This window comes from Natrialba aegyptia DSM 13077 (assembly GCF_000337535.1).
Classification (GTDB): domain Archaea; phylum Halobacteriota; class Halobacteria; order Halobacteriales; family Natrialbaceae; genus Natrialba; species Natrialba aegyptia.
In genome coordinates this window covers 1-24,227 of record NZ_AOIP01000019.1, presented here as the reverse complement: position 1 = coordinate 24,227, position 24,227 = coordinate 1, and the positions used below count along the sequence as shown (strand labels likewise).

General features: G+C 65.3%; 25 protein-coding genes. 15 read left to right on the top strand and 10 right to left on the bottom strand.

The window, feature by feature from the left end; all coding sequences use genetic code 11:
* Positions 1 to 63 precede the first annotated feature (63 nt).
* Positions 64 to 501 (top strand): acyl-CoA thioesterase, encoded by a 438-nt coding sequence (locus C480_RS09115; protein ID WP_006665323.1) that lies wholly within the window; start codon positions 64 to 66, stop codon positions 499 to 501.
* A gap of 442 nt (positions 502 to 943) precedes the next feature.
* Here C480_RS09115 and C480_RS09105 read toward each other — a convergent pair whose 3' ends face one another.
* On the bottom strand, positions 944 to 2,020 hold the full coding sequence (locus C480_RS09105) for an RNA methylase (RefSeq protein ID WP_006665321.1): 1,077 nt from the start codon (positions 2,018 to 2,020) through the stop codon (positions 944 to 946).
* Positions 2,021 to 2,188: 168 nt separating this feature from the next.
* Here C480_RS09105 and C480_RS09100 point away from each other — a divergent pair, with 168 nt between their 5' ends.
* Both C480_RS09100 and C480_RS09095 read left to right on the top strand, forming a co-directional pair.
* Positions 2,189 to 2,749: a TATA-box-binding protein gene (locus C480_RS09100; RefSeq protein WP_005554970.1), complete on the top strand. Its 561-nt coding sequence runs from the start codon at positions 2,189 to 2,191 to the stop codon at positions 2,747 to 2,749.
* A gap of 205 nt (positions 2,750 to 2,954) precedes the next feature.
* Positions 2,955 to 4,025, top strand: a complete 1,071-nt coding sequence (locus C480_RS09095; RefSeq protein ID WP_006665320.1) for a potassium channel family protein — start codon at positions 2,955 to 2,957, stop codon at positions 4,023 to 4,025.
* Between the two features lie 66 nt (positions 4,026 to 4,091).
* Here the strand turns inward: C480_RS09095 and C480_RS09090 are convergent, their stop codons facing one another.
* Together C480_RS09090 and C480_RS09085 are read right to left on the bottom strand one after the other, a co-directional pair.
* Positions 4,092 to 4,517, bottom strand: coding sequence for a universal stress protein (locus C480_RS09090; RefSeq protein WP_006665319.1), 426 nt, complete (start codon positions 4,515 to 4,517; stop codon positions 4,092 to 4,094).
* 177 nt (positions 4,518 to 4,694) lie between these two features.
* Entirely contained in the window at positions 4,695 to 4,982 is a 288-nt protein-coding gene (locus C480_RS09085; protein ID WP_006665318.1) for a DUF5789 family protein, read from the bottom strand.
* 152 nt (positions 4,983 to 5,134) lie between these two features.
* Between C480_RS09085 and C480_RS09080 the strand changes: the two genes are divergently transcribed.
* Together C480_RS09080 and C480_RS23795 are read left to right on the top strand one after the other, a co-directional pair.
* On the top strand, positions 5,135 to 5,935 hold the full coding sequence (locus C480_RS09080) for a PHP domain-containing protein (protein ID WP_006665317.1): 801 nt from the start codon (positions 5,135 to 5,137) through the stop codon (positions 5,933 to 5,935).
* Between the two features lie 59 nt (positions 5,936 to 5,994).
* Positions 5,995 to 6,159, top strand: a complete 165-nt coding sequence (locus tag C480_RS23795) for a DUF6757 family protein (protein ID WP_006665316.1) — start codon at positions 5,995 to 5,997, stop codon at positions 6,157 to 6,159.
* Positions 6,160 to 6,206: 47 nt separating this feature from the next.
* Here C480_RS23795 and C480_RS09075 read toward each other — a convergent pair whose 3' ends face one another.
* The 4 genes from C480_RS09075 to C480_RS09065 form a co-directional block, all read right to left on the bottom strand.
* Positions 6,207 to 6,530 (bottom strand): 4Fe-4S dicluster domain-containing protein, encoded by a 324-nt coding sequence (locus tag C480_RS09075; protein WP_006665315.1) that lies wholly within the window; start codon positions 6,528 to 6,530, stop codon positions 6,207 to 6,209.
* Between the two features lie 113 nt (positions 6,531 to 6,643).
* The gene (locus C480_RS09070) at positions 6,644 to 7,450 is read right to left on the bottom strand and encodes a TrmB family transcriptional regulator (protein WP_006665314.1); all 807 of its coding nucleotides are present in this window, start codon (positions 7,448 to 7,450) and stop codon (positions 6,644 to 6,646) included.
* An 81-nt stretch (positions 7,451 to 7,531) separates the two neighbouring features.
* Positions 7,532 to 7,684 carry a hypothetical protein gene (locus tag C480_RS23790; protein ID WP_006665313.1) on the bottom strand — a complete coding sequence of 51 codons (153 nt, stop codon included), beginning with the start codon at positions 7,682 to 7,684 and terminating at the stop codon, positions 7,532 to 7,534.
* Positions 7,685 to 7,791: 107 nt separating this feature from the next.
* Positions 7,792 to 8,967, bottom strand: a complete 1,176-nt coding sequence (locus C480_RS09065; RefSeq protein WP_049903507.1) for an MFS transporter — start codon at positions 8,965 to 8,967, stop codon at positions 7,792 to 7,794.
* A gap of 307 nt (positions 8,968 to 9,274) precedes the next feature.
* On the opposite strand from C480_RS09065, the gene C480_RS09060 reads away from it, so the two are divergent.
* Positions 9,275 to 10,408: an asparaginase gene (locus C480_RS09060; RefSeq protein WP_006665311.1), complete on the top strand. Its 1,134-nt coding sequence runs from the start codon at positions 9,275 to 9,277 to the stop codon at positions 10,406 to 10,408.
* Positions 10,409 to 10,429: 21 nt separating this feature from the next.
* On the opposite strand, the gene C480_RS09055 is transcribed toward C480_RS09060, so the two are convergent.
* On the bottom strand, positions 10,430 to 11,956 hold the full coding sequence (locus tag C480_RS09055) for a hypothetical protein (RefSeq protein ID WP_006665310.1): 1,527 nt from the start codon (positions 11,954 to 11,956) through the stop codon (positions 10,430 to 10,432).
* A gap of 113 nt (positions 11,957 to 12,069) precedes the next feature.
* Here C480_RS09055 and hemB point away from each other — a divergent pair, with 113 nt between their 5' ends.
* The 5 genes from hemB to C480_RS09030 all read left to right on the top strand — a co-directional run bounded on the left by hemB (position 12,070) and on the right by C480_RS09030 (position 18,207).
* Entirely contained in the window at positions 12,070 to 13,074 is a 1,005-nt protein-coding gene (gene hemB / locus C480_RS09050) for a porphobilinogen synthase (protein WP_006665309.1), read from the top strand.
* 506 nt (positions 13,075 to 13,580) lie between these two features.
* Positions 13,581 to 15,296, top strand: coding sequence for an ammonium transporter (locus C480_RS09045; protein WP_006665308.1), 1,716 nt, complete (start codon positions 13,581 to 13,583; stop codon positions 15,294 to 15,296).
* A 119-nt stretch (positions 15,297 to 15,415) separates the two neighbouring features.
* The gene (locus C480_RS09040; protein ID WP_049903492.1) at positions 15,416 to 16,003 is read left to right on the top strand and encodes a PH domain-containing protein; all 588 of its coding nucleotides are present in this window, start codon (positions 15,416 to 15,418) and stop codon (positions 16,001 to 16,003) included.
* Between the two features lie 125 nt (positions 16,004 to 16,128).
* Positions 16,129 to 17,475, top strand: a complete 1,347-nt coding sequence (gene hemL, locus C480_RS09035) for a glutamate-1-semialdehyde 2,1-aminomutase (RefSeq protein ID WP_006665306.1) — start codon at positions 16,129 to 16,131, stop codon at positions 17,473 to 17,475.
* Between the two features lie 60 nt (positions 17,476 to 17,535).
* Positions 17,536 to 18,207 (top strand): hypothetical protein, encoded by a 672-nt coding sequence (locus C480_RS09030; protein ID WP_006665305.1) that lies wholly within the window; start codon positions 17,536 to 17,538, stop codon positions 18,205 to 18,207.
* An 82-nt stretch (positions 18,208 to 18,289) separates the two neighbouring features.
* Here C480_RS09030 and C480_RS09025 read toward each other — a convergent pair whose 3' ends face one another.
* Entirely contained in the window at positions 18,290 to 18,652 is a 363-nt protein-coding gene (locus tag C480_RS09025) for a group I truncated hemoglobin (RefSeq protein ID WP_006665304.1), read from the bottom strand.
* A 219-nt stretch (positions 18,653 to 18,871) separates the two neighbouring features.
* On the opposite strand from C480_RS09025, the gene hemC reads away from it, so the two are divergent.
* The 4 genes from hemC to C480_RS09005 all read left to right on the top strand — a co-directional run bounded on the left by hemC (position 18,872) and on the right by C480_RS09005 (position 23,287).
* A complete protein-coding gene (gene hemC / locus C480_RS09020; protein WP_006665303.1) occupies positions 18,872 to 20,008 on the top strand; it encodes a hydroxymethylbilane synthase in 1,137 nt (378 codons plus the stop codon).
* Positions 20,009 to 20,842 carry a uroporphyrinogen-III C-methyltransferase gene (gene cobA, locus C480_RS09015; protein WP_006665302.1) on the top strand — a complete coding sequence of 278 codons (834 nt, stop codon included), beginning with the start codon at positions 20,009 to 20,011 and terminating at the stop codon, positions 20,840 to 20,842.
* On the top strand, positions 20,839 to 21,609 hold the full coding sequence (locus C480_RS09010; RefSeq protein WP_006665301.1) for a uroporphyrinogen-III synthase: 771 nt from the start codon (positions 20,839 to 20,841) through the stop codon (positions 21,607 to 21,609). Before cobA ends, C480_RS09010 begins: the two co-directional genes overlap by 4 nt.
* Positions 21,610 to 21,700: 91 nt before the next feature.
* A complete protein-coding gene (locus C480_RS09005) occupies positions 21,701 to 23,287 on the top strand; it encodes a DHH family phosphoesterase (protein ID WP_006665300.1) in 1,587 nt (528 codons plus the stop codon).
* On the opposite strand, the gene C480_RS09000 is transcribed toward C480_RS09005, so the two are convergent.
* Positions 23,279 to 24,040 carry a PHP-associated domain-containing protein gene (locus C480_RS09000; RefSeq protein WP_006665299.1) on the bottom strand — a complete coding sequence of 254 codons (762 nt, stop codon included), beginning with the start codon at positions 24,038 to 24,040 and terminating at the stop codon, positions 23,279 to 23,281. The two genes, C480_RS09005 and C480_RS09000, sit on opposite strands and share 9 nt — an antisense overlap.
* Between the last annotated feature and the right edge of the window lie 187 nt (positions 24,041 to 24,227).

Genomic DNA, 24,227 nt, shown 5'->3' with positions numbered 1-24,227 from the left:
AGGGTGCCTCGTGAGGCGGCCGATCGAAGCAAATTTCTTCACCCCGTCGGGCGAAGGGCCGGTATGCCAACGGTTCGCGAAACGCATATTCAGAATCGCTTTCCCGTCCAGCCGAACCACGCAAACAGCAACGGCACGCTCCACGGCGGTAATCTGATGAAGTGGCTCGACGAGGTCGGCGGGATGGCGGCGATGCGCTTTGCCGGCGAAACCTGCGTCACCGCGCGGGTCGACAGCCTCTCGTTCGAGCGCCCGGTCCAGATCGGCGACACGGCGCTGGTCGAAGCGTACGTCTACGATGCGGGGCGAACGAGCGTCCACGTCGCACTTCGAGCCTGGCGCGAGAATCCGCGAACCGGCGAGACCGAAAAGACGACCGAATCGTCGTTTACCTTCGTCGCGATCGACGACGACGGGGCTCCCATCCCAGTACCCGAACTCGGCGTCGAAACGGACGAGGGCGAGCAACTCCGCGAGCGAGCGCTCGCGGCGGATTACTGACGGAGGGGGCGTTGCACGTGCCCAAACGCTCGGCTACGAGCGACTCCCGAATCCACGGCAATCACGATTCAGAAGAGATTATGCGCTCGAACAACCCGGGACGAACGAGCAGCATCACGCCGTAGAGAACGAGAAGGACACCACCGAGCGCATTTCGTCCTGGCCGCGTTCCGAGTCCGGTCTTGCTCACCCACACGATTCCGAGGCCGGCTACAAGCAATGTGACCCCAGCCGCGCGATTGTCGGCGGAGATCGACGGCCAACAGAGATATATCATAAAGGATATAGTCACCACACCAGCGGTGAGAAGGTGCTCGAGTGCGGGAAGCCGGCCGGCGAGAAGAGCATCGATAATCGGACCCCCGGAGATGACGGGCACGGCTCCGGCGACGAGCCACCGCTTCTGTCGTGTCGGTAGCCGCTCAGCGAGCATTTGGATAGTCTATTGGAGCACCAGCACGTACCGCGTCAACGATCGGTGAACTCGTCGCTCGAAAGTCGCCTCGAGTTCCCAGCCAGCGGCCCGCGCTTCCCGCTCCCAGGATCGATCGGCGACGACGACGGCCCGTGAGGCGACGCGACGGGCCTCGGCGAGCGCGCCGGCGACGAGATCCTCGAGTCGATGGGTGTCGATCTTCGACTGGCGGCCGTAGGGGGCGTCGAAGATCACGCTGTCGACGGCGTCGTCGGCGAGCGGCAGGCGCGTGCCGTCGCCGCGGCCGACGTGCCAGGTGCCGCGCTCGACGCCGATGGGCGAGGGCTCGTCGCGATCGAGAAAGGCGGTCAGGTTCTCTCGTGCGCCCTGGGCCATCTTCGCCTGCGCGTCGGTGCCGATCACGTCCGCGCCGACGAGGCCGGCTTCCACGAGGACGCCGCCGGTGCCGCACATCGGATCCAAGAGAGTGCGGCCGGGGCGCGCGCCGGCGATGTTCGCGACCGCACGAGCGAGCAGCGGATCCATGCTGCCAGGCTGGAAGAACGGCTTGTCCGTCGGGGCGCGAGTGCCGAAGTCGCGGACGCTCTCGGCGGCGAGCCAGCCGAGGGCACAGACGGAGCCCCGGTTTGAGTCTCCCGCTTTCTCCCCGTCACCGTCCCCCGCCGTCGACCCGTCCGCGGACGCGGTCGAAAACACGGCTCGCAAGAGGTGGTCCGGGTCGTCGAGATCGACCTCGAACCCGCGATCGACCAGCACCTGCCCGAGTTCACGTTCGGCGCGCGCAGTACTGATGCCGGTCGAGCCGTGCACGTCCGTCGCGCGGACGGCGACGGTTCCCGGCGGCTCGCGATCGAGTGTCGCCGCGTCGAGCAGCGCGCGGGCGCTTTCGAGGTCGGCGTCGGCGTCGGTTCGACCCAGTAACTCGCTCGCGCGGTGGGTGTAGGCCAGTCCGCGGACCCGCTCTGACGCGATGCCGCGCGCGACGCCGAGTCCGGGCGCGATCCGTCGCACGTCGCTCGCGGCGCTACGGGCCTCGCGGGCCGCAAAGGCGTCGTCCTCGCCGCCGAACTCGAGGAAGTACACGATGAGTCGTCACCGCGGGCCGAGTATGAGCCTACCGTTTTCAGTGGCACGGCCGGCGTCGGCTTCGCCTCGATTGCCGGTCACGACCGCCCCGTACTGAATGAACCGGATATATCAGGTGTCGGTACCAAGCTTTATAAACCTTAAATACGTCTTTTTAAGCGACTTATGACGGATCCGAAGGACACCATCAACATCGAAAACGTGGTGGCGTCGACCGGCATCGGGCAGGAACTCGACCTCCAAAGCGTCGCGATGGACTTAGAGGGGGCCGACTACGACCCAGAACAGTTCCCCGGTCTCGTCTACCGGACGCAGAATCCCAAATCCGCCGCCCTGATCTTCCGCTCGGGGAAGATCGTCTGCACCGGGGCAAAGAGCACCGACGACGTCCACGAGAGCCTTCGTATCGTCTTCGATAAGCTCCGTGAACTCCAGATTCAGGTCAACGAAGACCCCGAAATCGTCGTCCAGAACATCGTCACCTCGGCCGACCTCGGGCGGAACCTCAACCTGAACGCAATCGCGATCGGCCTGGGGCTCGAAAACATCGAGTACGAACCGGAGCAGTTCCCCGGTCTCGTCTACCGCCTCGACGAACCCGAAGTCGTCGCACTGCTTTTCGGTTCGGGCAAGCTCGTCATTACCGGCGGCAAGAAGCCTAAAGACGCCGAACACGCGGTCGACAAGATCGTCTCCCGACTCGAGGATCTCGGCCTGCTCGAGTAACGCGACTCGACTTTCGTTTCCGACGCCGACGGTTCGAGTGTCGACGCTGCCGCTATCGCCCCCGTTTCCGTTTCGTCGCCCATCCCTCGTTTTCCACCGGTCTCCACTCCACCTTACTCTGTCACTCCTCGCGTCGATCGCCCGCTGTCGTCCGTCGCTGGCCCATCGTTGACGGTCCCCCATCCCGTAGTCGTGTGACGGATCAATGCACCCACCGTTTCTGCTTGCCGGACTCGTCGTGCTGGCCGCCGTCATCATCGACTTACTCTGGACGACGCTCTGGGTCGACGGGGGTTCCGGCCCGCTGTCCGGTCGGCTCACGACCGGCGTCTGGCACGGCCTTCGACGCGCCACCGGCGACCACCCCCGCGCGCTCAGCCTCGCCGGCCCGATCATCCTCGCGCTCACCCTCGCGATGTGGATCGGACTCATCTGGCTCGGCTGGACGCTCCTCTTTGCCGGCGGCACGACAGCCCTCGTCGACAGCCAGACCGGCGACCCCGCAACCTGGGCCGGACGGCTCTACTACGTCGCCTACACGATGTTCACCAGCGGGAACGGCGACTACACGCCGACGAGTTCAGTCTGGGAACTCGTCAGTTCGTTCACGACGGCGACGGGGATGGCCTTCGTCACGCTCGGGGTGTCCTACGTCCTCTCGGTGCTCGGGGCGGTTTCCGAAAAACGAGCGTTCGCCAGCGACGTGACCGGGCTGGGCGAGCGGAGCGAGGCGTTCGTGCGGACGAGTTGGACCGGCGACGCTGCCGCTTCCGATTACGATTCCGAAATCGACAGCCGCCACCCGGATGGTGGGCGAGCCAGCGAGGCGCAGAACCCGTTCAGCGGACTCGATCTCCCGCTCGAATCGCTCGCCTCCCAACTCAGCCTCCTTGCGGAGCAGCACAAGTCCTACCCGATCCTGCATTACTACCACAGCGATCAGGCTATGCAGGCCTCCGCCGTCGCCGTCCCGATTATGGACGACGCGTTGACGCTCTTTCGCCACGGGATTCCCGACGAAGAGCAGCCGAATCCAACGCTGATCGAGGACGCCCGCACGAGCGTCCATCGCTATCTCGAGACGTTGGACACGGCTTTTATCGACCCCGCAGCGGAGGAGCCACCCGCTCCCGAACTCGATCGGCTGCGCGAGGAGGGGATTCCGACCGTTTCCGACGAGGAATTCGATGCCGCGCTCGAAGAGCTATCGGAGCGTCGACGGAAGCTACTGGGCGTCGTTCGGGCCGATGCGTGGGAGTGGCCGCCGGCGAAGTGATGGGACGGGGCGATCGGGATAGATATTCGAGACCGATCGCCGCCGCGAACGGGAACGGGAACGGGCTCACCGAACGATCGTCACCGGGACCGGCGAGCGCCGCGTCACCGTCTCGGCGACGCTCCCGAGGAGCACCCGGCTGACGCCGTGTCGACCGTGGCTCCCCATGACGACGTGGTCGATATCGTGCGTCGAGACGTACTCGGTAATCGTCTGTGCCGGCGTCCCGATCTCGAGTTCGGTCTCGATCGTCACGTCGCGACCTGCAACCTGGCTGCGGGCGTCATCGAGCAGTTCGGTGCCGTGCGCCCGGAGCTGATCGATGAACTCGTCCGTGAAGATGGCTCCGTCGGTGCCGTACGTGGAGAAGTTCCCCACGTCGATGACGTGCAAGAGCGTGATCGTCGCGTCCGGGTACTCCTCGACGGCGAACGTGAGCGCCGACCGGGATCGCTGTGACCGGTCGATCGGAACGAGGACGTGTTCTGGCATGCGTCTAGTTAGCACTCGGTGGCTAAATCGTTGCCGTCCATTGGCCGATCGAATCCGGTGGCGAGACGTCGATCAGCCGGATGAGGAGGCACTGCGATCGCCGAATGAGGAACGCCTGTAATCACCCGAATCAGGGACGCTGTGAAGGGTTCGGACGGACGGAAGGGTGCCGTGGCCCTAGAACGAGACGGCATCCGGCGAGTACGGACTCCCGACCGGCGTCGGATCGCGGTCGCTGTAACCGACGCGGCCAACGGCCTTGTTGCTCACGGCCGAGTAGACGGTGAGGTGGGCGTCGTCCGCCGATTCGAAGGTTTCGGACTCGAGGCGGGCGAGTACGTCGCTGACCGTCTCGGAGCCGTTCGGAAGTTCGAGGACGCGGTCGCCACAGTCCTCGATCAGTTCCTCGGTCGTCGCGGGGTACTCGTGGTCGTCGATGACCTCGGCGGTGCCGTTTGAAAGCATTACACCCAGTTGTCCGTGAACAATGATTATAAACATTGTCCATAATGAATTCCTAGTGCCACCCAAGACCTAATACAGCTAGAATGGGTCGACACCGCACGACCGAACCGACACTGAAAACGTCTTTATCGCCGGGACGGCTCGCATGAGCCATGCCCTACGCCGACCTGCACGTCCACACGACCTGCTCCGACGGCAGCCTCGAACTGGCGGACGTCCCCGCGGCTGCCCGTCGAGCGGACGTCTCGGTCGTCGCCGTCACGGATCACGACCGCCTCCAACCGTTCGATGCCCCCCTCTCGGAACGCGACGGGGTGACCATCATCCACGGCATCGAACTCCGCGTCGAACTCGGCGACGAGACCGGCGCTTCCGGCGGGGGCGACCGGCGCGTCGACCTCCTCGCCTACGGCATCGAACCCACGGCTGAACTCGAATCGCTGACGGCGCGTATCCAGGAGAACCGCATCGAGCGCGGCCGGGCCATCGTCGACCGCGTCGAAGACCGTCTCGATATCGACCTCGACGTTACCGTCACCGACGGCTTCGGCCGCCCGCACGTTGCCCGCGCCGTCGACGCCAATCCGAACACCGACTACGGCTACGAGGACGCCTTCGAGCACCTCATCGGCGACGGCGGTCCCTGCTTCGTCGCCCGCGACGTTCCGTCGTTCGAGGAGGGTCGACGAATACTCGCGGACGCCGCACAACTCGTCTCGCTCGCCCACCCGCTTCGCTATCCCGACCCGGACGGCGCGCTGGAATACGCCGCAGAACTCGACGCCGTTGAACTCGCGTATCCCTACGGCCGCCCGGTTGATCGCACGCCGGTCGAGCGGGCCATCGAGCGGTACGACCTCCTCGCGACTGGCGGCACCGACGCCCACGAAGAGACGCTCGGCGTCGCCGGGCTCTCCGAGACCGAGTTCAGTCGGCTGGATCTGACAGCGTGAAAATGTAAATCCTGGCCGGGAGCGGAGGGTTCAATGTTCCGTGTCTCCAACGAAGCCGTATGAACTGCCACTACTGTGACCGCGAGGCCGCCTTCGCCGCCGAATCCGATGGCCTCAAAGTCGGGCTCTGCGAGGACCACTTCCGCGAGCGGTTACAGGAACTCGCCGAAGCCGACGGCCTCGAGAACTTAAAGGAGAAGGTCGACGTGGACCGCGCTGAGTAACGCCGTGGGAAGGCGTCTAACTGGTTGACTGGTTGGTAGTGGCCGATTCAGGCCGATCGTCCGGCATCGACATCGATCGCGTCGACCGGACAGACGTCGACGCAGAGCATACAATCGATACACTGGGCCTCGTTTGCGGGATCTGCTTTTTCCTCGCTTTCGGGATGACCCGGCGTGTCGATCCACTCGAAGACGTCGACCGGACAGTCCTCGAGACAGGCACCGTCGGCGATACAGAGGTCGAAGTCGACGGCGACGTGTGTCCCGTGGATGCCGAGTTCGTCCGGTTCGTCGACGGGACCCCAGACGCTGTGGCCCTCGTGGTCGTCGACCTCCTCGCGGGTTTCGTGAAACTGCGGATCGATGGCCATTGCTAGCAGAGGAAAAGGGCCGATGCGTACTTAAAAGCACGGACTCGGTGTCGACGATGTGACCAGTTGATCGCCCGCTCGCTGGACTGACAGTTCGAATTTCTCGCCCGGTCTCATCCGCCGTCCGTCCGGTCGTCGGCGTACTGCTCGAGTCGGTTGTCGAGCAGCGTTCGAACCCAGGCCGCAAAGCCGTGATCGTTGCCGTAGGTCCAAACCGCCGTCTCCTGGACGACATCCGGCAGGTCGCTCTCCCTGATCCCGACCGCGACTATCGACTGGCCGTCGACAACGAGGAGTTGTCCCGGCCGTTCGTCGTAGACAGCAGCGGTCGTCTCGAGATCGGGCGCGACGACGATGTCGTCGGCCGGAACCGAACTTTCGAAGGCGTTCCTGTCGTCCGCGGTGGGAACCTCGACGTGAACGTCGACGCCGCGATCGACGGCCGCTGCCAGTCCGTCACGAGTTCGGCGGTCGACGACCGACGCGTCGGCGACGACCAGGTTGATCGTCTCGGCGGCCTCCTCCAGGAAGGAGACGATTCGATCGGTGACGTGCTCGGGCTGGGAAATCGCCCACATTCCCTCGTCCTCCTGGGACGACGGCTCTTCGACCTGCGCGAGAGCGTTCTCGGCGGCGCTGATCCGCGAATCGAAGTCCTCTCGGAGCCGCCGACAGGCCGTTTCGACGGACACGGCTTTGTACTCGCGGGGGTCGGTCTGCTGAACGTCGACCAATCCGTTTCGGTCGAGTCGTTCGATCGTATCGTATACCCGCGATCGAGGGATATCTGCAACCTGACTGATCTCTTTGGCAGTGCCTTTCGGAAGGCGCGTGAGCGCGACGAAACAGCGCGCTTCGTACTCCGTGAGCCCGAGTTCAACGAGCGTGCTGATCGCTTCCTCGGCTTTCTCGGCGGACACACGCGATACAGGATTCGAAGCGAGTAAAGTCCCGGGCCTTCAGCGGACGAGTCCGCAAGAAGAGCCCGCAGAACGATCCGGTTAGCCGAGCAGCCGAAACGAGGACCCGCCGCAGGGACAGCCGTCGACGGAGCCGATCGGGAAGATTTCGCGGGTCGAGGTTACCCAGACTGCGAGTGCCTTGCCGCAGGCCTCACACCGTGCTGCGCCTCTCTGTCGCGTTGATTCCGTCATCACGCGGGTTTCGCCGGCAAGAAATATAAACCGATTGTCGTTTTAGCAGTAGTACGACGATCGTTACTGCTGCCGTAACAACAGCGTACACGCGGCGGATATCAGCGTCAGTATCCGAGCGAGAGCGCCCAGTTGACGACGAGCGCACAGAGCACGAGCGCCAGCAGGCCCGCAAGCACGCCGAAGGTAACCCCCCAGTTGAAGAGGTCCGCTACCAGTCCGGTGCCGACCGAGCCGAGCGCGCCGACGAAACCGTAGACGGTGCGGATGAGGCCGAAGCCGGCCCCGCGTTCGGCGTCCGAAAGCACGTCCATGAACCGCGGCAGCAGGGCGGCCCCCCAACCGAGTCCGGTGCCGATCAGGAGCACGGCCACGGCCACGGCGGTGAAGCCGGGACCGACGACGAGCAGCGCGAACCCGGCCGATGCCAGGAGCATACAGCCCGCCGTGGCGAAATCGCGACCGTAGCGGTCCGAAATCGCCCCGACGCCGACCTGCGTCGTCGCCTGGACGACGAAGTAGCCGGCGAAGACGACGCTCGCGAGTTCAGTCGAGTAGTTCCGGTGGCGTTCGAGGAACGTGGGGAGGAACGTGGAGGTCGCTTGCCAGACGAACGCGGCGGCGATAGCGAGGCAGATCGGAAACGCGATCTGCGGCCGCGAGAGGAGGTCGACCATGGCACCGAGGTCGAAGCGGTCGCGCATCGATTGGTCGGGTCGACGGGGGGCGGTCGGCTCGATGAACCGCGCGAAGAGCACGTAGACCAGGATCGCGACCGGAACCGCGATGGCGACGGCCGGTCGCCAGCCGTAGGTGACGCCGACCCAGCCGGCGATCGGCGGCGCGATGAGTCCGGCGGCGGGACCGCCGCTGTTGTGAATGCCGATCGCGGCCCCGATCTCGTCGTAGGTCCGGGTGAGCAACGTCGTGGCGACGCTGTAGTGGAGGCCGGCGACGGCACCGAGCGCGACCGTGCCGAGGACGAAGACGGCGAAAACGGGGGCGACCGCGAGGAAGAGACTCGTCACCGCCGTTCCGCCGACAGCAATCAGGATGATCGGGCGCTCGCCGTACCGGTCGGCGAAGATGCCGCTCGGGAACTGCGAGAGGAAATAGGCCATCCACATGCCCGTCATCGCGATGCCGACGACCGTGTTCGAGACGACGAACTCGTCTTTGATCATCGGCAGAACGGGGCTGATCGCCAGCCGGCCGACCATCGTCGCGAAGAACGCGAGCGTCGACAGCGCGAGGACGGTTTCGCTGTATCGCCAGCGCCTCATTCGTGATCCCGCCGTCGCGTCGCGTATTCGGCCGGTCGCCTCTCGTGGTCGTGTCGTCGGTGAGTCGTCGCCATTGTCGAGCGCGTCGGGGGTGAAGTGTCTCGGCGGTCGGAAACGCGGCGTCCCGACCGGTCGCTCGCGCCGAGAGTTCATCCGTTCGTCACCGGCGTGTACGGATGAGGATATTGGTCCCGGCAGTCGCCGCCGTGGAGTAGCGTGACGATGCTCACCACAGGAGACAGTCCCATCCGCCGTGCCGACCGCGCGCTGGACTAGAGCCTTCCCGCTGGGGTGCGAGGTGAGCGGTATGGAGACGGGACGATCACGGTCGCGGTCACGGTCGCAGTCGCAGTCAGAAGTAAAATCACAATCACAGTCACAAACCCGACCGCACGTCAGAATCCTCAGCACCGGCGGCACCATCGCAAGCACGGGCGATAGCGAGACGAGCGGAAAAACCCCCACCCGAACCGGCGACGAACTCGTCGACGCCGTCCCCGAACTGGCCGACTACGCGACCGTCAGTGTCGAGACGGTCTGTCAGCGCTCGGGATTCCAGATAACCGCCGAGCAGGCGACGGCGATCGTCGATGCGGCCGAACGCGCCGCAGAAGACGGCGTGACCGGCGTCGTCGTCACCCACGGCACCGACACGATGGCCGAATCCGCCTACTACCTCGACCTCGTCTCGGCGGCCGACGTTCCAGTCGTGTTCACCGGCGCGCAGCGCCCGTTCGACCAGCCCGGTACGGACGGTCCGGCGAACCTGCTCACGGCCGTTCAGACGGTCGTCGACGGGCGATTCCGGTCCGGCAGCCATCTCGCGTTCAACGACGCCGTTCACGCCGCCCGCTGGGTCCGCAAATCCCACACGAGCAAGCTCGAAACGTTCGCCTCGCCCGGCGCGGGGCCGGTCGCCGAGCGCACGCCGAACGGACTGCGAACGTTCCGCGAGCCGCGAAGCTACAGCGACGCCGCGGCGATTCCGGATACCGGCGCGCGAATCGACCCCGACGTGCGCGTCGAACTCGTGACGAACGCGATGGGCGTCGACGGCACGCAGGTCGAGCGCGCACTCGACGACGGGACCGTCGACGGCTTCGTCCTCGCCGGCACCGGACTCGGCAACGCGACCGCCGAACTCGGGGCCGCACTCGAATCCGCGATCGACGCCGGCTACCCCGTCGTCCTCACCTCCCGCTGTCACGCCGGGAGTTCGGCCGGGCTGTACGGCGGCCCCGGCGGCGGGCGGACGCTACTCGACGCCGGTGCAATTTCCGGCGGCGACCTTCCGCCGTGGAAGGCCAGGGTGAAAACTGAACTCGTGCTGTCGGCGGCGACCGATACAAATGTAGATGCGGACACAAATACAAACCCAAACACGGACGCGCTACGAAAACAGGTCGCAGCCGCGTTCGACGGCATCGAGTCGGTCAATTGAGCCGCAACACTGGCTCGTCTCTCAGGTGGACTCGAGCGATGCAGTCGCTTCGAACAGGTCGCCCTCGTAGGCTATCGTGCGCGTTGTATCCGCTTCGAAGTCGAACCAGCGGAGCGCAGTGGAGCGATCCGTCCGTACCTGAACTCGTTCGACATCGTCCCCGAACAGCGGCAGCGAGTTCCGAAACGCTCGAAATGACGGCCGGGGGAGCTGCTCAGGAATGACGCGGGCGTCGGCCGTCGATGCTGCTCCGGCTGACGGCGATCCGACCCGACTGACGGTAACCGTTGCCGGGCGACGGGCGTCCGCGTAGTTTGGCAGCCGGACGACCCGCTCCGTCCCGTCGCTGCGGGCATCGTCGACCACCGCGTCGGCCTCCGGATCGACGTGCAGATCGGGCGCATCGAGTTCAACGAGCGCCGCGTGAGTTTCCGAGTCGACACTATATCCGACCGTATAGGCATACTGCCCGCCGCCGAGGAAGCCCACCGTCCGCTCACCCTGGTGCGTGATCGGCTCACCCGCGTAGACGACGAGTTCGGAGTCGTCGATAGCACCCGGTGTGACCCGCGATAGCGGTTGCGGAATCATCCAGGGCGCGATGTGGTGCCACGCGCCGTCAACCAACTTGTACAGCCGCCACTGGTACGGATTTCCGGACAGTCGCTCGCGGGCGTGATTGACGAGACTGAACTCGATCCGTGCCGGAACCGTGACCGACTCGCGACTCGGCTCGAGAAATACCGGCGTCTCGGGCGTCGCCTCGTGGTACCATCGAACGTCGTCTCGGTCCGGAAGCGGTGGGACTGTCGTCCCGGCGAACGTCGAGTCGCCGTTCGGACCCGGCTGTTCAGTCGGCCAAATGGCGATTTCGAACGAGCTCTCTCCGTAATTGAAGCGATAGCGACGGTCCTCGATGGGTTGTGTTCCGGGCTGGTGGTGACCGAGCAGGTAGTATTCAGCGCTGATGCGCTGGTCGGCCTCGAGCGTAATCGTCTCGGGGAACCAATCGCCGCTGGGGCCGGTGAGTCGCCAGCGGCCATCGTCGTCCCGGTCGTACTCGGGTGTCGTTTCGGCGAGTGGGTGGGCTTCGGCTGGAGCGAGGTACACCGCGTCACGGTCACCGGGCGAGCGACTGGCTACCGGCTCGTCGAGAACAACCAACCGATCCGGCTCGAACGTCTGTTCGTAGGACCGCATATTCGCGATGATTGCCGTGAGCGTCGCCGGCGACGACGAGGTTGCCGGCTCGTCGAAATCGAGCGCCATCATGAGACCGTCAGCGGTACGCACTCGACCGGTAACCGCGGCAGTTAGCGGCGCCGTCTCGAACTCGACGACCGTCGGGTTCGTTGCCAGGGTTCTACTGTCGGCTTGTTCGGTTAGCTCGTCGGACTCGTCCGTCTCGGAACTGCCATCGGAAGTGTCGTCTCCCTGCGGTGGCGAACGACCTGCATCACCGTCGACTGCGGCGAGTTCAGTGCAACCGGCGAGCAGGACGCTGCCACCGGCGAGTGTCTGGAGGAAGCGTCGGCGGTAACGGGACATACGTCAACTATCGTGAGAATACCCGTAAAGATATGGATAGCTCAAAGCCGTCTTTCACCGTCCGGGCCGCTCGCGAACGCACCGCTTTTGCCCGTTCCGTGACTAGCGCCGGTATGGATCTCACTCACCGTCCCCGCCGCCTGCGAGAAGACCGCGTTCGTGAACTCGTCAGCGAGACGAGCCTCGAGCCGGCGGATCTCATCGCACCGGTGTTCGTCGATGCGACGACGGGGGAGCGCCAGCCGATCGAGTCGATGCCGGGGCACGAGCGCGTGCCGATCGAGGACAGCGTGGCTCGCGTCGAGGAGGTGCTCGAAACGGGCGTCGAGGCGGTGATGCTGTTCGGGATTCCGGAGTCGAAAGACGCGACGGGAACGCGGGCCTGGGCCGAAGACGGCGTGGTCCAGGAGGCGACGCGACGGATTACCGCCGAGACGGACGCCTACGTCATCACCGACGTGTGTCTGTGCGAGTACACCGAGCACGGCCACTGCGGAACGCTCGAACCCGGTATCCGCGAGACCGAGACTGGATCGCGCGAGGATCCGTCGTTGACCGTCGACAACGACGCTACGCTCGAGTCCCTCCGGAAGACGGCCGTCTCTCACGCCGCGGCCGGCGCGGACATGGTCGCGCCGAGTAGCATGACGGACGGTATGGTGGGCGCGATTCGAGACGAACTCGACGGCGAGGGCTTCGACGACGTGCCGATCATGAGCTACGCCGCGAAGTACGAAAGCGCCTTCTACGGCCCGTTTCGGGACGCCGCCGACGGGGCACCCGCCTTCGGCGACCGCCGCCACTACCAGATGGATCCCGCCAACGCCCGCGAAGCCATGCGCGAGGTCCGCCTCGACGTCGAGCAGGGCGCGGACGTGCTGCTGGTCAAACCCGCGCTTCCGTACCTCGACATCGTCGCCGACGTCCGCCGCGAGTTCGAGCAGCCGGTCGCCGCCTACAACGTCTCCGGCGAGTACGCGATGCTCCACGCGGCGGCGGAGAAGGGCTGGCTCGATCTCGAGGAGACCGCCCGCGAATCGCTGCTGTCGATCAAGCGGGCCGGAGCGGATCTGATTCTTACCTACTTCGCCGAGGACATCGCCGAACAACTGCGCTGAACGGGGATCATTTCGGGCCGGTACTTCATCGACTGCGGACGTATCGTCGGATTTGGGTCTGATACTCGATCGGTACTGCACGGGCGTCGACGGCAAACCCAGTGTGAGACACCGCCATTCGGACGAACGTCCAACCGATGTCCGCATTCGCCGAACTGGCGGCAACATCTGCCGCGCGTGCGGTGTCGTGTCACATTTTGTCGTCACCTCGGTACGATACGCTACAGATCGCCGTTAGTTCGAGTTCACGAACGCCGGATAGATACCCGGGAAACGAAAAAGGCACAAAATCCAATACCCTTATACACATTAAATTGCCTTTAGATTTGTTCGGCTGTCCCTATTATGCGCCGATTTTTGGACAAGCATCAACGCTAATCCTTATATAAAGCCAGTCCATCGAGGATAAACGTGATTAAGAACATAACCATGAAGTCGACCGGATGGGACGTGGACATATGTCTACAAATTTCGGATAGTAGTACGCAGGTGGAGGTGAGCGAGTAATGGAGTCGATGGTGCTCCAGACCGAGCCCGACGCGTTGATGGAGGCGATCAACTACACGTGGATTCTCGTCGTCACGTTCCTGATCTTCTTCATGCACGCCGGCTTCGCCATGCTCGAGGCGGGGCAGGTGCGCTCGAAGAACGTTGCAAACCAGCTGACGAAGAACTTGCTGACCTGGAGTGTCGGCGTAACGGTGTTTTTCCTCATCGGTATCGGCGTCGAAAGCGCGGTCGCCGGCACGGGGTTCGAGCCCGCGTTCACGGGTGATGGGACGGGATGGATCGACTGGCTGTACGGTGCCGTCTTCGCAATGACGGCGGCGACCATCGTCTCGGGAGCCGTCGCCGGCCGTGCGAAGCTCCGTGCGTACGTCACCTACACGTTCCTGCTGGCCGCAGTCATCTATCCGGTCGTCACCGGGATCACCTGGGCCGGTGGGTACATCGAGACGCTCACGGGCACACCGTTCTCGGACTTCGCAGGCGGGATGATCGTCCACGGCATGGGCGGTATCGCCGGCCTCACCGCCGCGTGGATCCTCGGCCCGCGCATGGACCGATACAACAGTGACGGCACCGCAAACGTCATTCCCGGTCACTCGCTCACGTTCGCCGTCCTCGGAACGTTGATCCTCGCCTTCGGCTGGTACGGCTTCAACGTCGGTACGTCGGCGATCTTCTCCGAAGAGGGCGCGTTCCTCGGCGAGCAGCTCGGTCGCGTCGCCATGACGACGACGGTCGCGATGGCCTGCGGCGCAATGGGTGCGGGATTCGTCGCGTGGCTCAAGACGGGGAAGGTCGACACGCTATACGTTGCGAACGGACTGCTCGCCGGGCTGGTCGGGATCACCGCGATTCCGGACGCCTCGACCTGGTGGGGTGCGTTCCTCGTCGGCGGTCTCGCCGGCGCGCAACTCCCGCTCGTCTTCGGATTCGTCGAAGGCTACCTGAAGATCGACGACGTCTGTGCGGTCTTTCCCGTTCACGGCTCCGCGGGCGTCCTCGGCACGCTGCTGTTCCCGCTCGTCGCAACGTCGGGATACATGGCGGATCTCGGCGCGACCCGCACCGAGGCCTTCATCGCCCAGTTCGCCGGCGTCGCCGTCATCGCCGTCTGGACGATCGCCGCGACCGCTGCGATCTGGTTCGTGTTTAAAGCCGCCGGACAGGCCCGCGTCACGCCCGAACACGAACGCGACGGCCTCGACGTCTCCGAACACGGCGTCGACACGTACCCCGAGTTCGGCCAGCCGGATGTCGCCACCGACGGCAGCGGCACCGTCTCGGACGTTCGAACCGACGGCGGCAGCCCAGCGCGTGCAGGCGACGCTGAGCCAGAAATCCGGACCGACGGGGGCAAGCCGAACGGCGGCGAGATCAAGATGGTCACCGCGATCATCCGCCCCGACCGCCTCGGCGAGGTCAAACAGGCGCTCGCCGAAGCGGGCGCACCGTCGCTGACCGTCACCAACGTCTCCGGTCGCGGCTCCCAGCCCGCAAAGAAGGGCCAGTGGCGCGGCGAGGAGTACACGGTCGACCTCCACCAGAAGGTCAAAATCGAGTGCGTCGTCGCCGACATCCCCGCCGACGACGTCGTCGACGCGATCGGCGAAGGTGCACACACCGGCGAACCCGGAGACGGGAAAATCTTCGTGACGCCCGTCGAGAGCGCCTACCAGATCCGCACCGGCAAAACCGGTTCGGACGCCGTCTGAACCGACTGTTGTCTGCGTCCACAGCAACGACAACTCCTACCATATCATACATATCTATTAAACTGATTGTATCTGAAGATGATCACACTTATCACGTCACTCTCAAAGATAGCTGCTGGATGAGTCAACGCGGAAACCGGTCAACGGTGGGATACAACGAAAGTGGGACGGGGAAGGGCGAATCGGGATCATCGAAGCGGTCGAACTCTGAGACCAGTTCGGAGTCGGCGGAGAGCGAGCCGTTCCTTCTCAACGATGAAACAGTTATCGTTGATGTACGGCCGACGTGGTGGGGATGGACCGGATACATCGCACTAGCGAGCATGCTCCTAGGACTGGGTCTCCTTCTCAGCTTCGTGGAGTTTGCGGTCGGAATGATGGCTGTTATTCCGGGTGTTCTGCTCGCAGGATACGTCTGGTACCAGCGGAGTCGTCACCGGTATCTCGTCACTGATCGCCGCATCATCGTCGTTTCCGGGCTGTGGACCAGGACGACGACCGAAACGTGGGTCGAAGACGTAAGCGGGCTCCAGACAAAAACGACCACGTTCAGCCGCAGTCGAGGGTACGCCACAGTCGCAGCCTCTCACACGGTCTCCCCGAGTGGATTCGGCCTGGGAGGCGACCTTCAGTTACAGGGCGTCCCGAACTACAAACGGGTCACGCAGACGATTCGTCGATGCCAGTCGAAACGAAAAGGACGGTGAACTGCGGCTAGAGCCGAACTCCGAACGGCTCAGTTCAGTCTAACCGTGATAGCAACGGCGTGGCGTCTCGCGTTTCGTGATCGAACCTCGGTACTACTTTGCCGTTCCGTTACCTAGGCCCGCGCATGACCGACGACAACTCGCGTGCGCTGTACGACCGGGCGCTCTCCGTGATGCCCGGCGGCGTGAACTCCGCCGTTCGTGCGGCGATCGAACCCTATCCGTTCTTCGTCCAGAAAGGCGACCGCGGCCACGTCATCGACGCCGACGGCAACCGCTACATCGACTGGGTCATGGGTCTCGGCCCGCTGCTGCTCGGCCACAACCTCCCCGAATCCGTCCAGGCCGGCATCCAGCAGAAAGCCAGCGAAGGACCGATGTACGGCACGCCCACCGAAATCGAAGTCGACCTCGCCGAGTTCGTCGTCCGCCACGTCCCGAGCGTCGAAAAGATCCGCTTCGTGAACTCGGGAACCGAGGCGACGACCTCCGCGGTCCGACTCGCGCGGGGTTATACGGGCCGGAACAAGATCGTCGTCATGCAGGGCGGCTACCACGGGGCCCAGGAGTCGACGCTTGTCGAGGGCGACGCCGACGACCGCGCTCCCTCTTCGGCGGGAATCCCGCAGGCCTTCGCCGAGCACACCCTCCCGGTGCCGTTCAACGACGAGGACGCAATGCGCGAGGTCTTCGAGGAACACGGCGAGGACATCGCAGCCGTTCTCACCGAGCCGATCCTCGGCAACCACGGCATCGTCTACCCCGAAGACGGCTACCACGAGTTCGTCCGAGAGATCACGACCGAGTACGGTGCCTTGCACATCTTCGACGAGGTCATCACCGGCTTCCGCGTCGGCGGCCTCGGCTGTGCCCAGAGTAAGTTCGGCGTCACGCCAGATCTCACCACCTTCGGGAAGATCATCGGCGGCGGCTTCCCGGTCGGCGCGATCGGCGGCCGCGCCGAGATTATCGAGCACTTCACGCCCGCCGGCGACGTCTTCCAGGCCGGCACCTTCTCCGGCCACCCGGTGACGATGGCCGCCGGCCTCGAAACGCTGCAGTTCGCCGCCGAGAACGACGTGTACGCGCACGTCAACGACCTGGGCGAACAGCTTCGCAGCGGCCTCACCGACATCGTCGCCGATCAGGCCCCGAGTTATACCGTCACCGGCACGGACAGCATGTTTAAGGTTATCTTCACCCGCGAAGGGCCGGGGCGAGACGAACTCGACGGCCAGTGTCCGGCCGGCTCCCGACAGGACCCCGACTGCCCGCGCTACGAGTTCAGTCCGAAGAACGCGGGCGACGTGAAAGCCGCCGAAACCGACCGCTGGCGGCGCATCTTCTGGGGGCAGATGAAAGAGCAGGGCGTGTTCCTCTCGCAGAACCAGTTCGAGTGTCAGTTCGTCAGCTACGGGCACATCGAAGCGGACGTCGAGGACACCCTCGAAGCGTATAAGGAAGCGCTGTAAGTCGATCGCAGCGACGCGACGACGAACTGTTATGGGGCGGGGCGTGGTTCGATATCGCAGGTGTCGACGACCCGAGCCGACCGCGACTGGGCGCGCATCCTGGAGCACCTCCTGTATCTCGTTCCCCCCGTCGCCGGGGTCGGCATCGTCGGCGTTCTACAGGACCTCGAAGTCGGCGTTCCCGGCCTCGATCAGGTGCTGTTCCTGCTCGGAACCGCCGGCTATACGGTCCTCACGATCGGGATCACGGTCGCGATCGTCTGCGATGCGAGCCGCGTTCGGCGGCGGCCGAAAGCGAGCGGCAACTGGCGGCCCCGGCCCTGGCTCAACGGGCTTTTCGCGCTCGTCTGGGCCCCCGTCGCGGGCGTGGTCTATCTGGCCCGGCGACACAGATACTTCGGGACGCCGCCGGGGTGGTCCGGCTGGTGGCTCCTCGTTCTGGGCTCGCTGGTGGCGACACTCCTCGGAGCCGCCGTCGCAGCCATCGCGTACGTTCTCGCGATCCCGGGGCTGATCACGGCTGCAATCGGGCTGGCGAGCACGGTCGTCGTCGGTTCGTTCCCGGTCGCGATCCACCGGGATGCGGCGTACGTCTGCACGCAGCCGAACTCGTGGCGGCCGAATCCCGGGATCTACCTGGGGCTCGCGTTTCTGAGTCTCCCCGTCGCGCCGCTGCAACCGCTTCTTGCGGGGTACTATCTGTACAAGCGCCGAGCGGTGGTGGGCGAGTGAGAAGGCGCATCCACATCCACATCCACATCCACACCCACACCCACCACCCCGCCAGAGCAATCGGCCAGGGCGCGAAGGCGGTTCAATCGGCCGTGACGATCGCATCCTCGTAACTGCCGAACTCCGCGAGGACGGCCTCCCGGTCGGCTTCGTCGACATCGAACTCGGCCAGCGTGTCGTCCAGATGCGTCGCGATGGCGTCGAAGTCGGCGCGACCGATGTCGAGATCGGCGTGCACGGACTCCATATCCGCGCCCGTGTACTCGACCGGGCCGCCCGTGACCGCGCTGAGGAACTGCGCTTGATGGGCGCGCTGTTGTTGCATGTCGACGTCCTCGAAGAAGGGGGCGAGGCGCTCGTCGGCGATGACGCGATCGTAAAACCGGTCGACGACTGCGGTCAGCGCGTCCTCGCCACCGAGGCGCGTATAGAGCGTCTCTGTCATCTGGATCGATATTATCGCCGGTTGATGATAAGTACCGCCCCGAACATGTTATTCGAACCCGGTCAGTTCACCCGTTATCGGCCGTTGCGGCCGGCTTCCGCGACTTCCCGCGAGCTTCGTGACGATTCGACCAGTCCCGACGGCGGCCACGGAACCGGACAGTGTAGCCAGCGCCGGACAAGCGTGCGCTTTTCATACCTCAGGCGAGGACTACTCCCTATGAGAACGCGTGGGACGTTGCGACTGGCGACACGGGGATCGGCCCTCGCCCGGCGGCAGGCCGCACTCGTGAAAGAAGCCCTCGAGAACCGCCGGTACGAGGTCGAACTCGTGACCGTCGAAACGACCGGCGACCAGATCCGAGACGAACTCATTCACCGCCTCGGCAAGACCGGTGCCTTCGTCCGCGAACTCGACGAACGGGTCCTCGACGGCGACCTCGACGGCGCGATCCACTCGATGAAGGACATGCCGACCGAACAGCCCGACGAACTCGTCACCGCCGCCATCCCCGAACGGGGCCGCCCGGGCGACCTCCTCGTCACGCCCGACGGCACTTCTCTCGCGGAACTGCCGGACGGTGCAACCGTCGGCACCTCGAGTCTCCGCCGGCGCGCACAACTCCTGTCCGAACGGCCCGACCTCACCGTCGAACCGCTCCGGGGCAACGTCGACACCCGCCTCGAGAAACTCCTCGCGCCTGCGCTGCAGGCCGAACACCAGGAACGCAGCGAGGCCGACAAAGAACGGAAAGCGAATACCGGCGACGAGGACTTCGAACCCGCGTTCGAGCGGTCCGTCGACGACTGGTTCGACGACCTCTCCGAACTCGAAAAACAGGCCCTCAGCCGCGAGGTCGACACCGAGTACGACGCCATCGTCCTCGCACAGGCCGGCCTCGAACGCAGCGGCCTCACCCACTACGTCGACGCCCAGGAACTCCCGACAACGACGTTCGTCCCCGCCCCGGGACAGGGCGCACTCGCCGTCACCGCGACCGACGGTGAAACCGCACGCGAGATCCAGACCGCGATCGACCACCCGCGCAGCCGCGTCGAGACGACCGTCGAGCGAACCATCCTCGCCGAACTCGGCGGCGGCTGTATCGCCCCGATCGGTATCTACGCGATCGTCCAGGGCGAGTTCGTCCACACGAGCGTGAGCGTCTTCGACCGCGACGGCGAGGAGTCGGTGACGGCGACCCGCGACCTGCCGATCGAAACCCACGCCGAAGCGGCCCGCGAGTTCGCCGCCGACCTCGCGGACCAGGGCGCTGCGGCGTTGATCGACACGGCGCGCGAGGACGCCGACGGAGACGCCGAGCCGAGTCAGGAGGACCAGCCGGAGGGGAAGTAAATGGGGCGCACGGCCGAATCCGAGTCCGGTGCCGAGCACGAACTCGAACCCGGTACCGTCTTCCTCGTCGGCAGCGGTCCCGGCGACCCCGGCCTGCTCACGGTCAAGGCAAAGCGCCTCCTCGAATCGGCCGACGTCGTCCTCCACGACAAGCTCCCGGGACCGGAGATCATCGAAATGCTCCCCGAGGGCCGCCGCGAGGACGTCGGCAAGCGCGCCGGCGGCGAGCGCACGCCCCAGTCGGAGATCAACGAGCGACTGGTCGAACTCGCCCGCGAGGGCAAGTCCGTCGTGCGGCTCAAGGGCGGCGACTCGTTCGTCTTCGGCCGCGGCGGCGAGGAAGCCGAGTACCTCGCGGCCCACGAGATCCCGTTCGAGGTCGTCCCCGCCGTCACGTCCGCGATCGCGGCACCCGCCGTCGCCGGAATCCCGGTCACCCACCGCGATCACGCCTCGTCGGTCTCCTTCGTCACCGGCCACGAGGACCCGACGAAGGCCGAGTCGTCCGTCGACTGGGACGCCCTGGCCGCGACCGGCGGCACCATCGTCGTCCTGATGGGCGTCGGCCGGCTCCCCGATTATACGACCGCGCTGCTCGAGGCCGGCATGGCTCCCGAAACGCCGGTCGCGCTCGTCGAACGCGGCACCTGGCCCGGACAGCGAGTGGCCACGGGAACGCTCGAAACCATCGTCGACGTGCGCGATGAGAAGGATATTTCGCCGCCGGCCGTGACCGTGATCGGCGACGTTGCGGGCACCCGCGAGTCGGTCGTCGAGTTCATCCGGAACGAGTACGGGGAGACGGCCGATGAGGAGACTGGAGGAAACCGATGAGCGACGCCACACCGCTGGAAACGGAGACACAGACACCGACCGTCGCCGTCTTCCGCCCTGACGACGAACGCCTCGCGGCGGCGGCCGACCGCCTCGAATCCCTCGGCGTCAGACCGCTTCCGGACCCGATGCTCGCCGTCGAGCCGACCGACGCCGTCCCGCGAACCGACGCCGACTACGCCGTCCTCACGAGCAAGACCGGCGCCGAACTCGTCGCCGACGCGGGCTGGGACCCCGGCGACGCGACCGTCTGTGCGATCGGTTCCGCGACGGCCGACGCGCTCCGCGAGGCAGGCTACGCGGTGGATCGCGTCCCCGACGAGTTCACCTCGAGCGGTCTCGTCGCCGAACTCGCCGCGGAGATCGACGGCGCGCGCGTCGAGGTCGCTCGCAGCGACCACGGCAGCGACGTGTTGCTCGAGGGCTTCGAGAACGCGGGCGCGTACTGCCACGAAACCGTCCTCTACCGGTTGGTCCGCCCCGAGGGCAGCGGCGCGTCGACCGCCGCGGCCGCCGCGGGTGAACTCGATGGGGCCTGTTTCACCTCGTCGCTGACCGTCGCGCACTTCCTCGAGGCCGCCGCGGAACGGGGCGTTCGCGAGGAGGCACTCGCGGGACTCGACGAAGCCGTCGTCGGCGTCATCGGCGAACCGACCGCCGCGACAGCGGCCGAATACGAACTCGACGTCGATCTCGTCGCGAGCGAGGCAACCTTCGAGACGCTGGCCCGCGAGACGGTCGACGCCGTGACCGGACGGAATCGCTGATCGATCGGACGCGCACACGCACACGAATACGGACATCCGCTGCGAGCCGAGGACCGCACGTTTATCCCCGAAGCCGACCCACACTCGACCGATGGCTGGCCCGATCCCCGAACTCGAGGAACGCGCGACTGCGTGCGCACGGCGACTCGCCGACGCCGACTGCGTCCTGCTTGCCTCCCACATCGACGCCGACGGACTGACGAGCGCCGCGATTGCCTCGCAGGCGCTCGAGCGCGCGGGTATTCCCTTCGAAACCGTCTTCGAGAAACAACTCGACGCGGACGCGATTGCCGCAATCGCGGCGACCGAGTACGACACCGTCCTCTTTACGGACTTCGGGAGCGGGCAGCTCGACGAAATCACCGTCCACGAGGACGAGGGCGCGTTCACGCCTATCATCGCGGACCACCACCAGCCGGCCGACAGCGAAACGCACTATCACCTCAACCCGCTCCTGTTCGGCATCGACGGCGCATCTGAACTCTCCGGCGCAGGCGCGAGTTACGTGCTCGCACGGGCACTCGCGGATGTTTCAGAGGTGCAGCGTCGAGAGACTGCAAAGCGGACAACGACGACAGACGGCGGCGCATCCGCCGCCCGCGCCGACAACCGCGACCTCGCAGCCCTCGCCGTCGTCGGCGCGGTCGGTGATATGCAAGCCTCGGGCGGCGAACTCCACGGCGCGAACGAACGAATCGTCGCCGAGGGCGTCGAGGCCGGCGTCATCGAAACCAGCACGGATCTCGCACTCTACGGCAAACAGACCCGCCCGCTCCCGAAGCTCCTCGAGTACGCCACCGACGTCCGCATCCCCGGGATTTCGGGCAGCGAACGCGGTGCGCTTTCGTTTCTCGATGACCTCGATCTCGAGTTGAAACGGACGGGTGGCGGGGACAACACCGGTACCAGCACCAGCACCAGCACCAGCACCAGCGACGGCAACTGGCGGCGCTGGGCGGAACTCTCCGGCGACGAAAAGCAAACCGTCGCCAGCGCCCTCGTCAAACGCGCCGTCTCCCGCGGCGTCCCCGCCTCGAAAATCGACCAACTCGTCGGCACGGCCTACGTCCTCAGCGAAGAACCCGTCGGCACCGAACTCCGCGACGCCAGCGAGTTCTCGACGCTGCTCAACGCGACCGCGCGCTACGACCGCGCCGACGTCGGCCTCGGCGTCTGTCTCGGCGACCGTGACGAGGCCCTGGATCGAGCCCGCACCCTCCTACGAGATCACCGACGAAACCTCTCGAACGGCATCGAACTCGTCACCGAGGAGGGCGTCACCCACGCGGAGCACGTCCAGTGGTTCCACGCGGAGGACCGCATCCGGGAGACCATCGTCGGCATCGTCGCCGGGATGGCGATGGGCAACGCGGGCATCAGCCGCTCCAAGCCGATCATCGCCTTCGCCGACAAACGCGACGAGGCAGGCTCGGATGCGCCAGATAAGAACGATTCGGAAAAGCACGAGCAAACCCAGGACGTCAAAGTCTCGGCCCGCGCCACGCACAGCCTGACCCGCCAGGGACTCGACCTCTCGGCCGTCATGAGCCAGGCCGCACGGGCCGTCGGCGGCGACGGCGGCGGCCACAACGTGGCGGCCGGCGCAACCGTCCCGAAGGGCGAAGAACGGGCGTTCGTCGACCGCGCCGACGAACTCGTCGGCGACCAGCTATCCTGACCGCTCCATCGACGCCGGAACCGTCGGCACGAGCGGCGCGTGCGAGGTCAGTACGAACGCCGACTTCCGAACCGCTCCCTTGGCGTACTGCACCGAACTCTTGTGGATCGGCGTTCGCTTCCCTCGAATCTGCGTCCGGCCCTCGAGAATGGCCTGGACGAGGTCATCACCGTCAATATCGGCCTTCGTCGGCGTTCCGTTGTCCGTCTCGGGCGTCACGCGTACCTCAGTGTACGCCTTCCCGACGTTTGGCAGGTAGTGTGCGTCACTCGCGCCGATTTCGGGATATTCACGCCGGCGAGCGAACGTCCGCGCGCGGCGATTCCGGTAGCCGGTAAAGAGCATCGAGTTGTAGGTCTCGATCGCATCTGCATCCCGGATGCGGTGTTTGCGAACACCGTGGCGACTTCGCTGGAACGGGTGTGGGACAATCGCGATGCCGCCGAGTTCTCGAACGGCGGTGACAGTGTCCATGAACGGCTGGCCGGGGTCGGGGCGTTCGTCGACACCGATTGCGAGCAGATGGCCGTGTCGCGTCGACACCTCGACGCCTGGAATCCCGAGCAGCCCGTACTCGGGGGCAAGCGCAGCGGCGCGGCGCGATTCGCCGATCTCGTCGTGGTCGGTAATAACGACGCCGTCGAGATCGATGTCGGCAGCGTGTTCGAGAATGAGTTCGACCGGCTCGTGGCCGTCGTAGGAGTCGTCCGAGTGAACGTGAAAGTCGATCGTGAAGGGAATCGGCGCTGTCATGAGGACCGGGGATGCACACGTGTACTGTCGATAGAAGCTTAAACACTCGGTTGCGAGCAGGATCGACTGTACCCGAATTCTATATCGCAATATGGAGTTCGCTCTTGTGTAGCACTTTGTTGATTTCACAGCGTAGCTTTGATAGCGTGTTTGAGGGCTTTTCTCCCTGGTTTTCGCAATAGTTTTC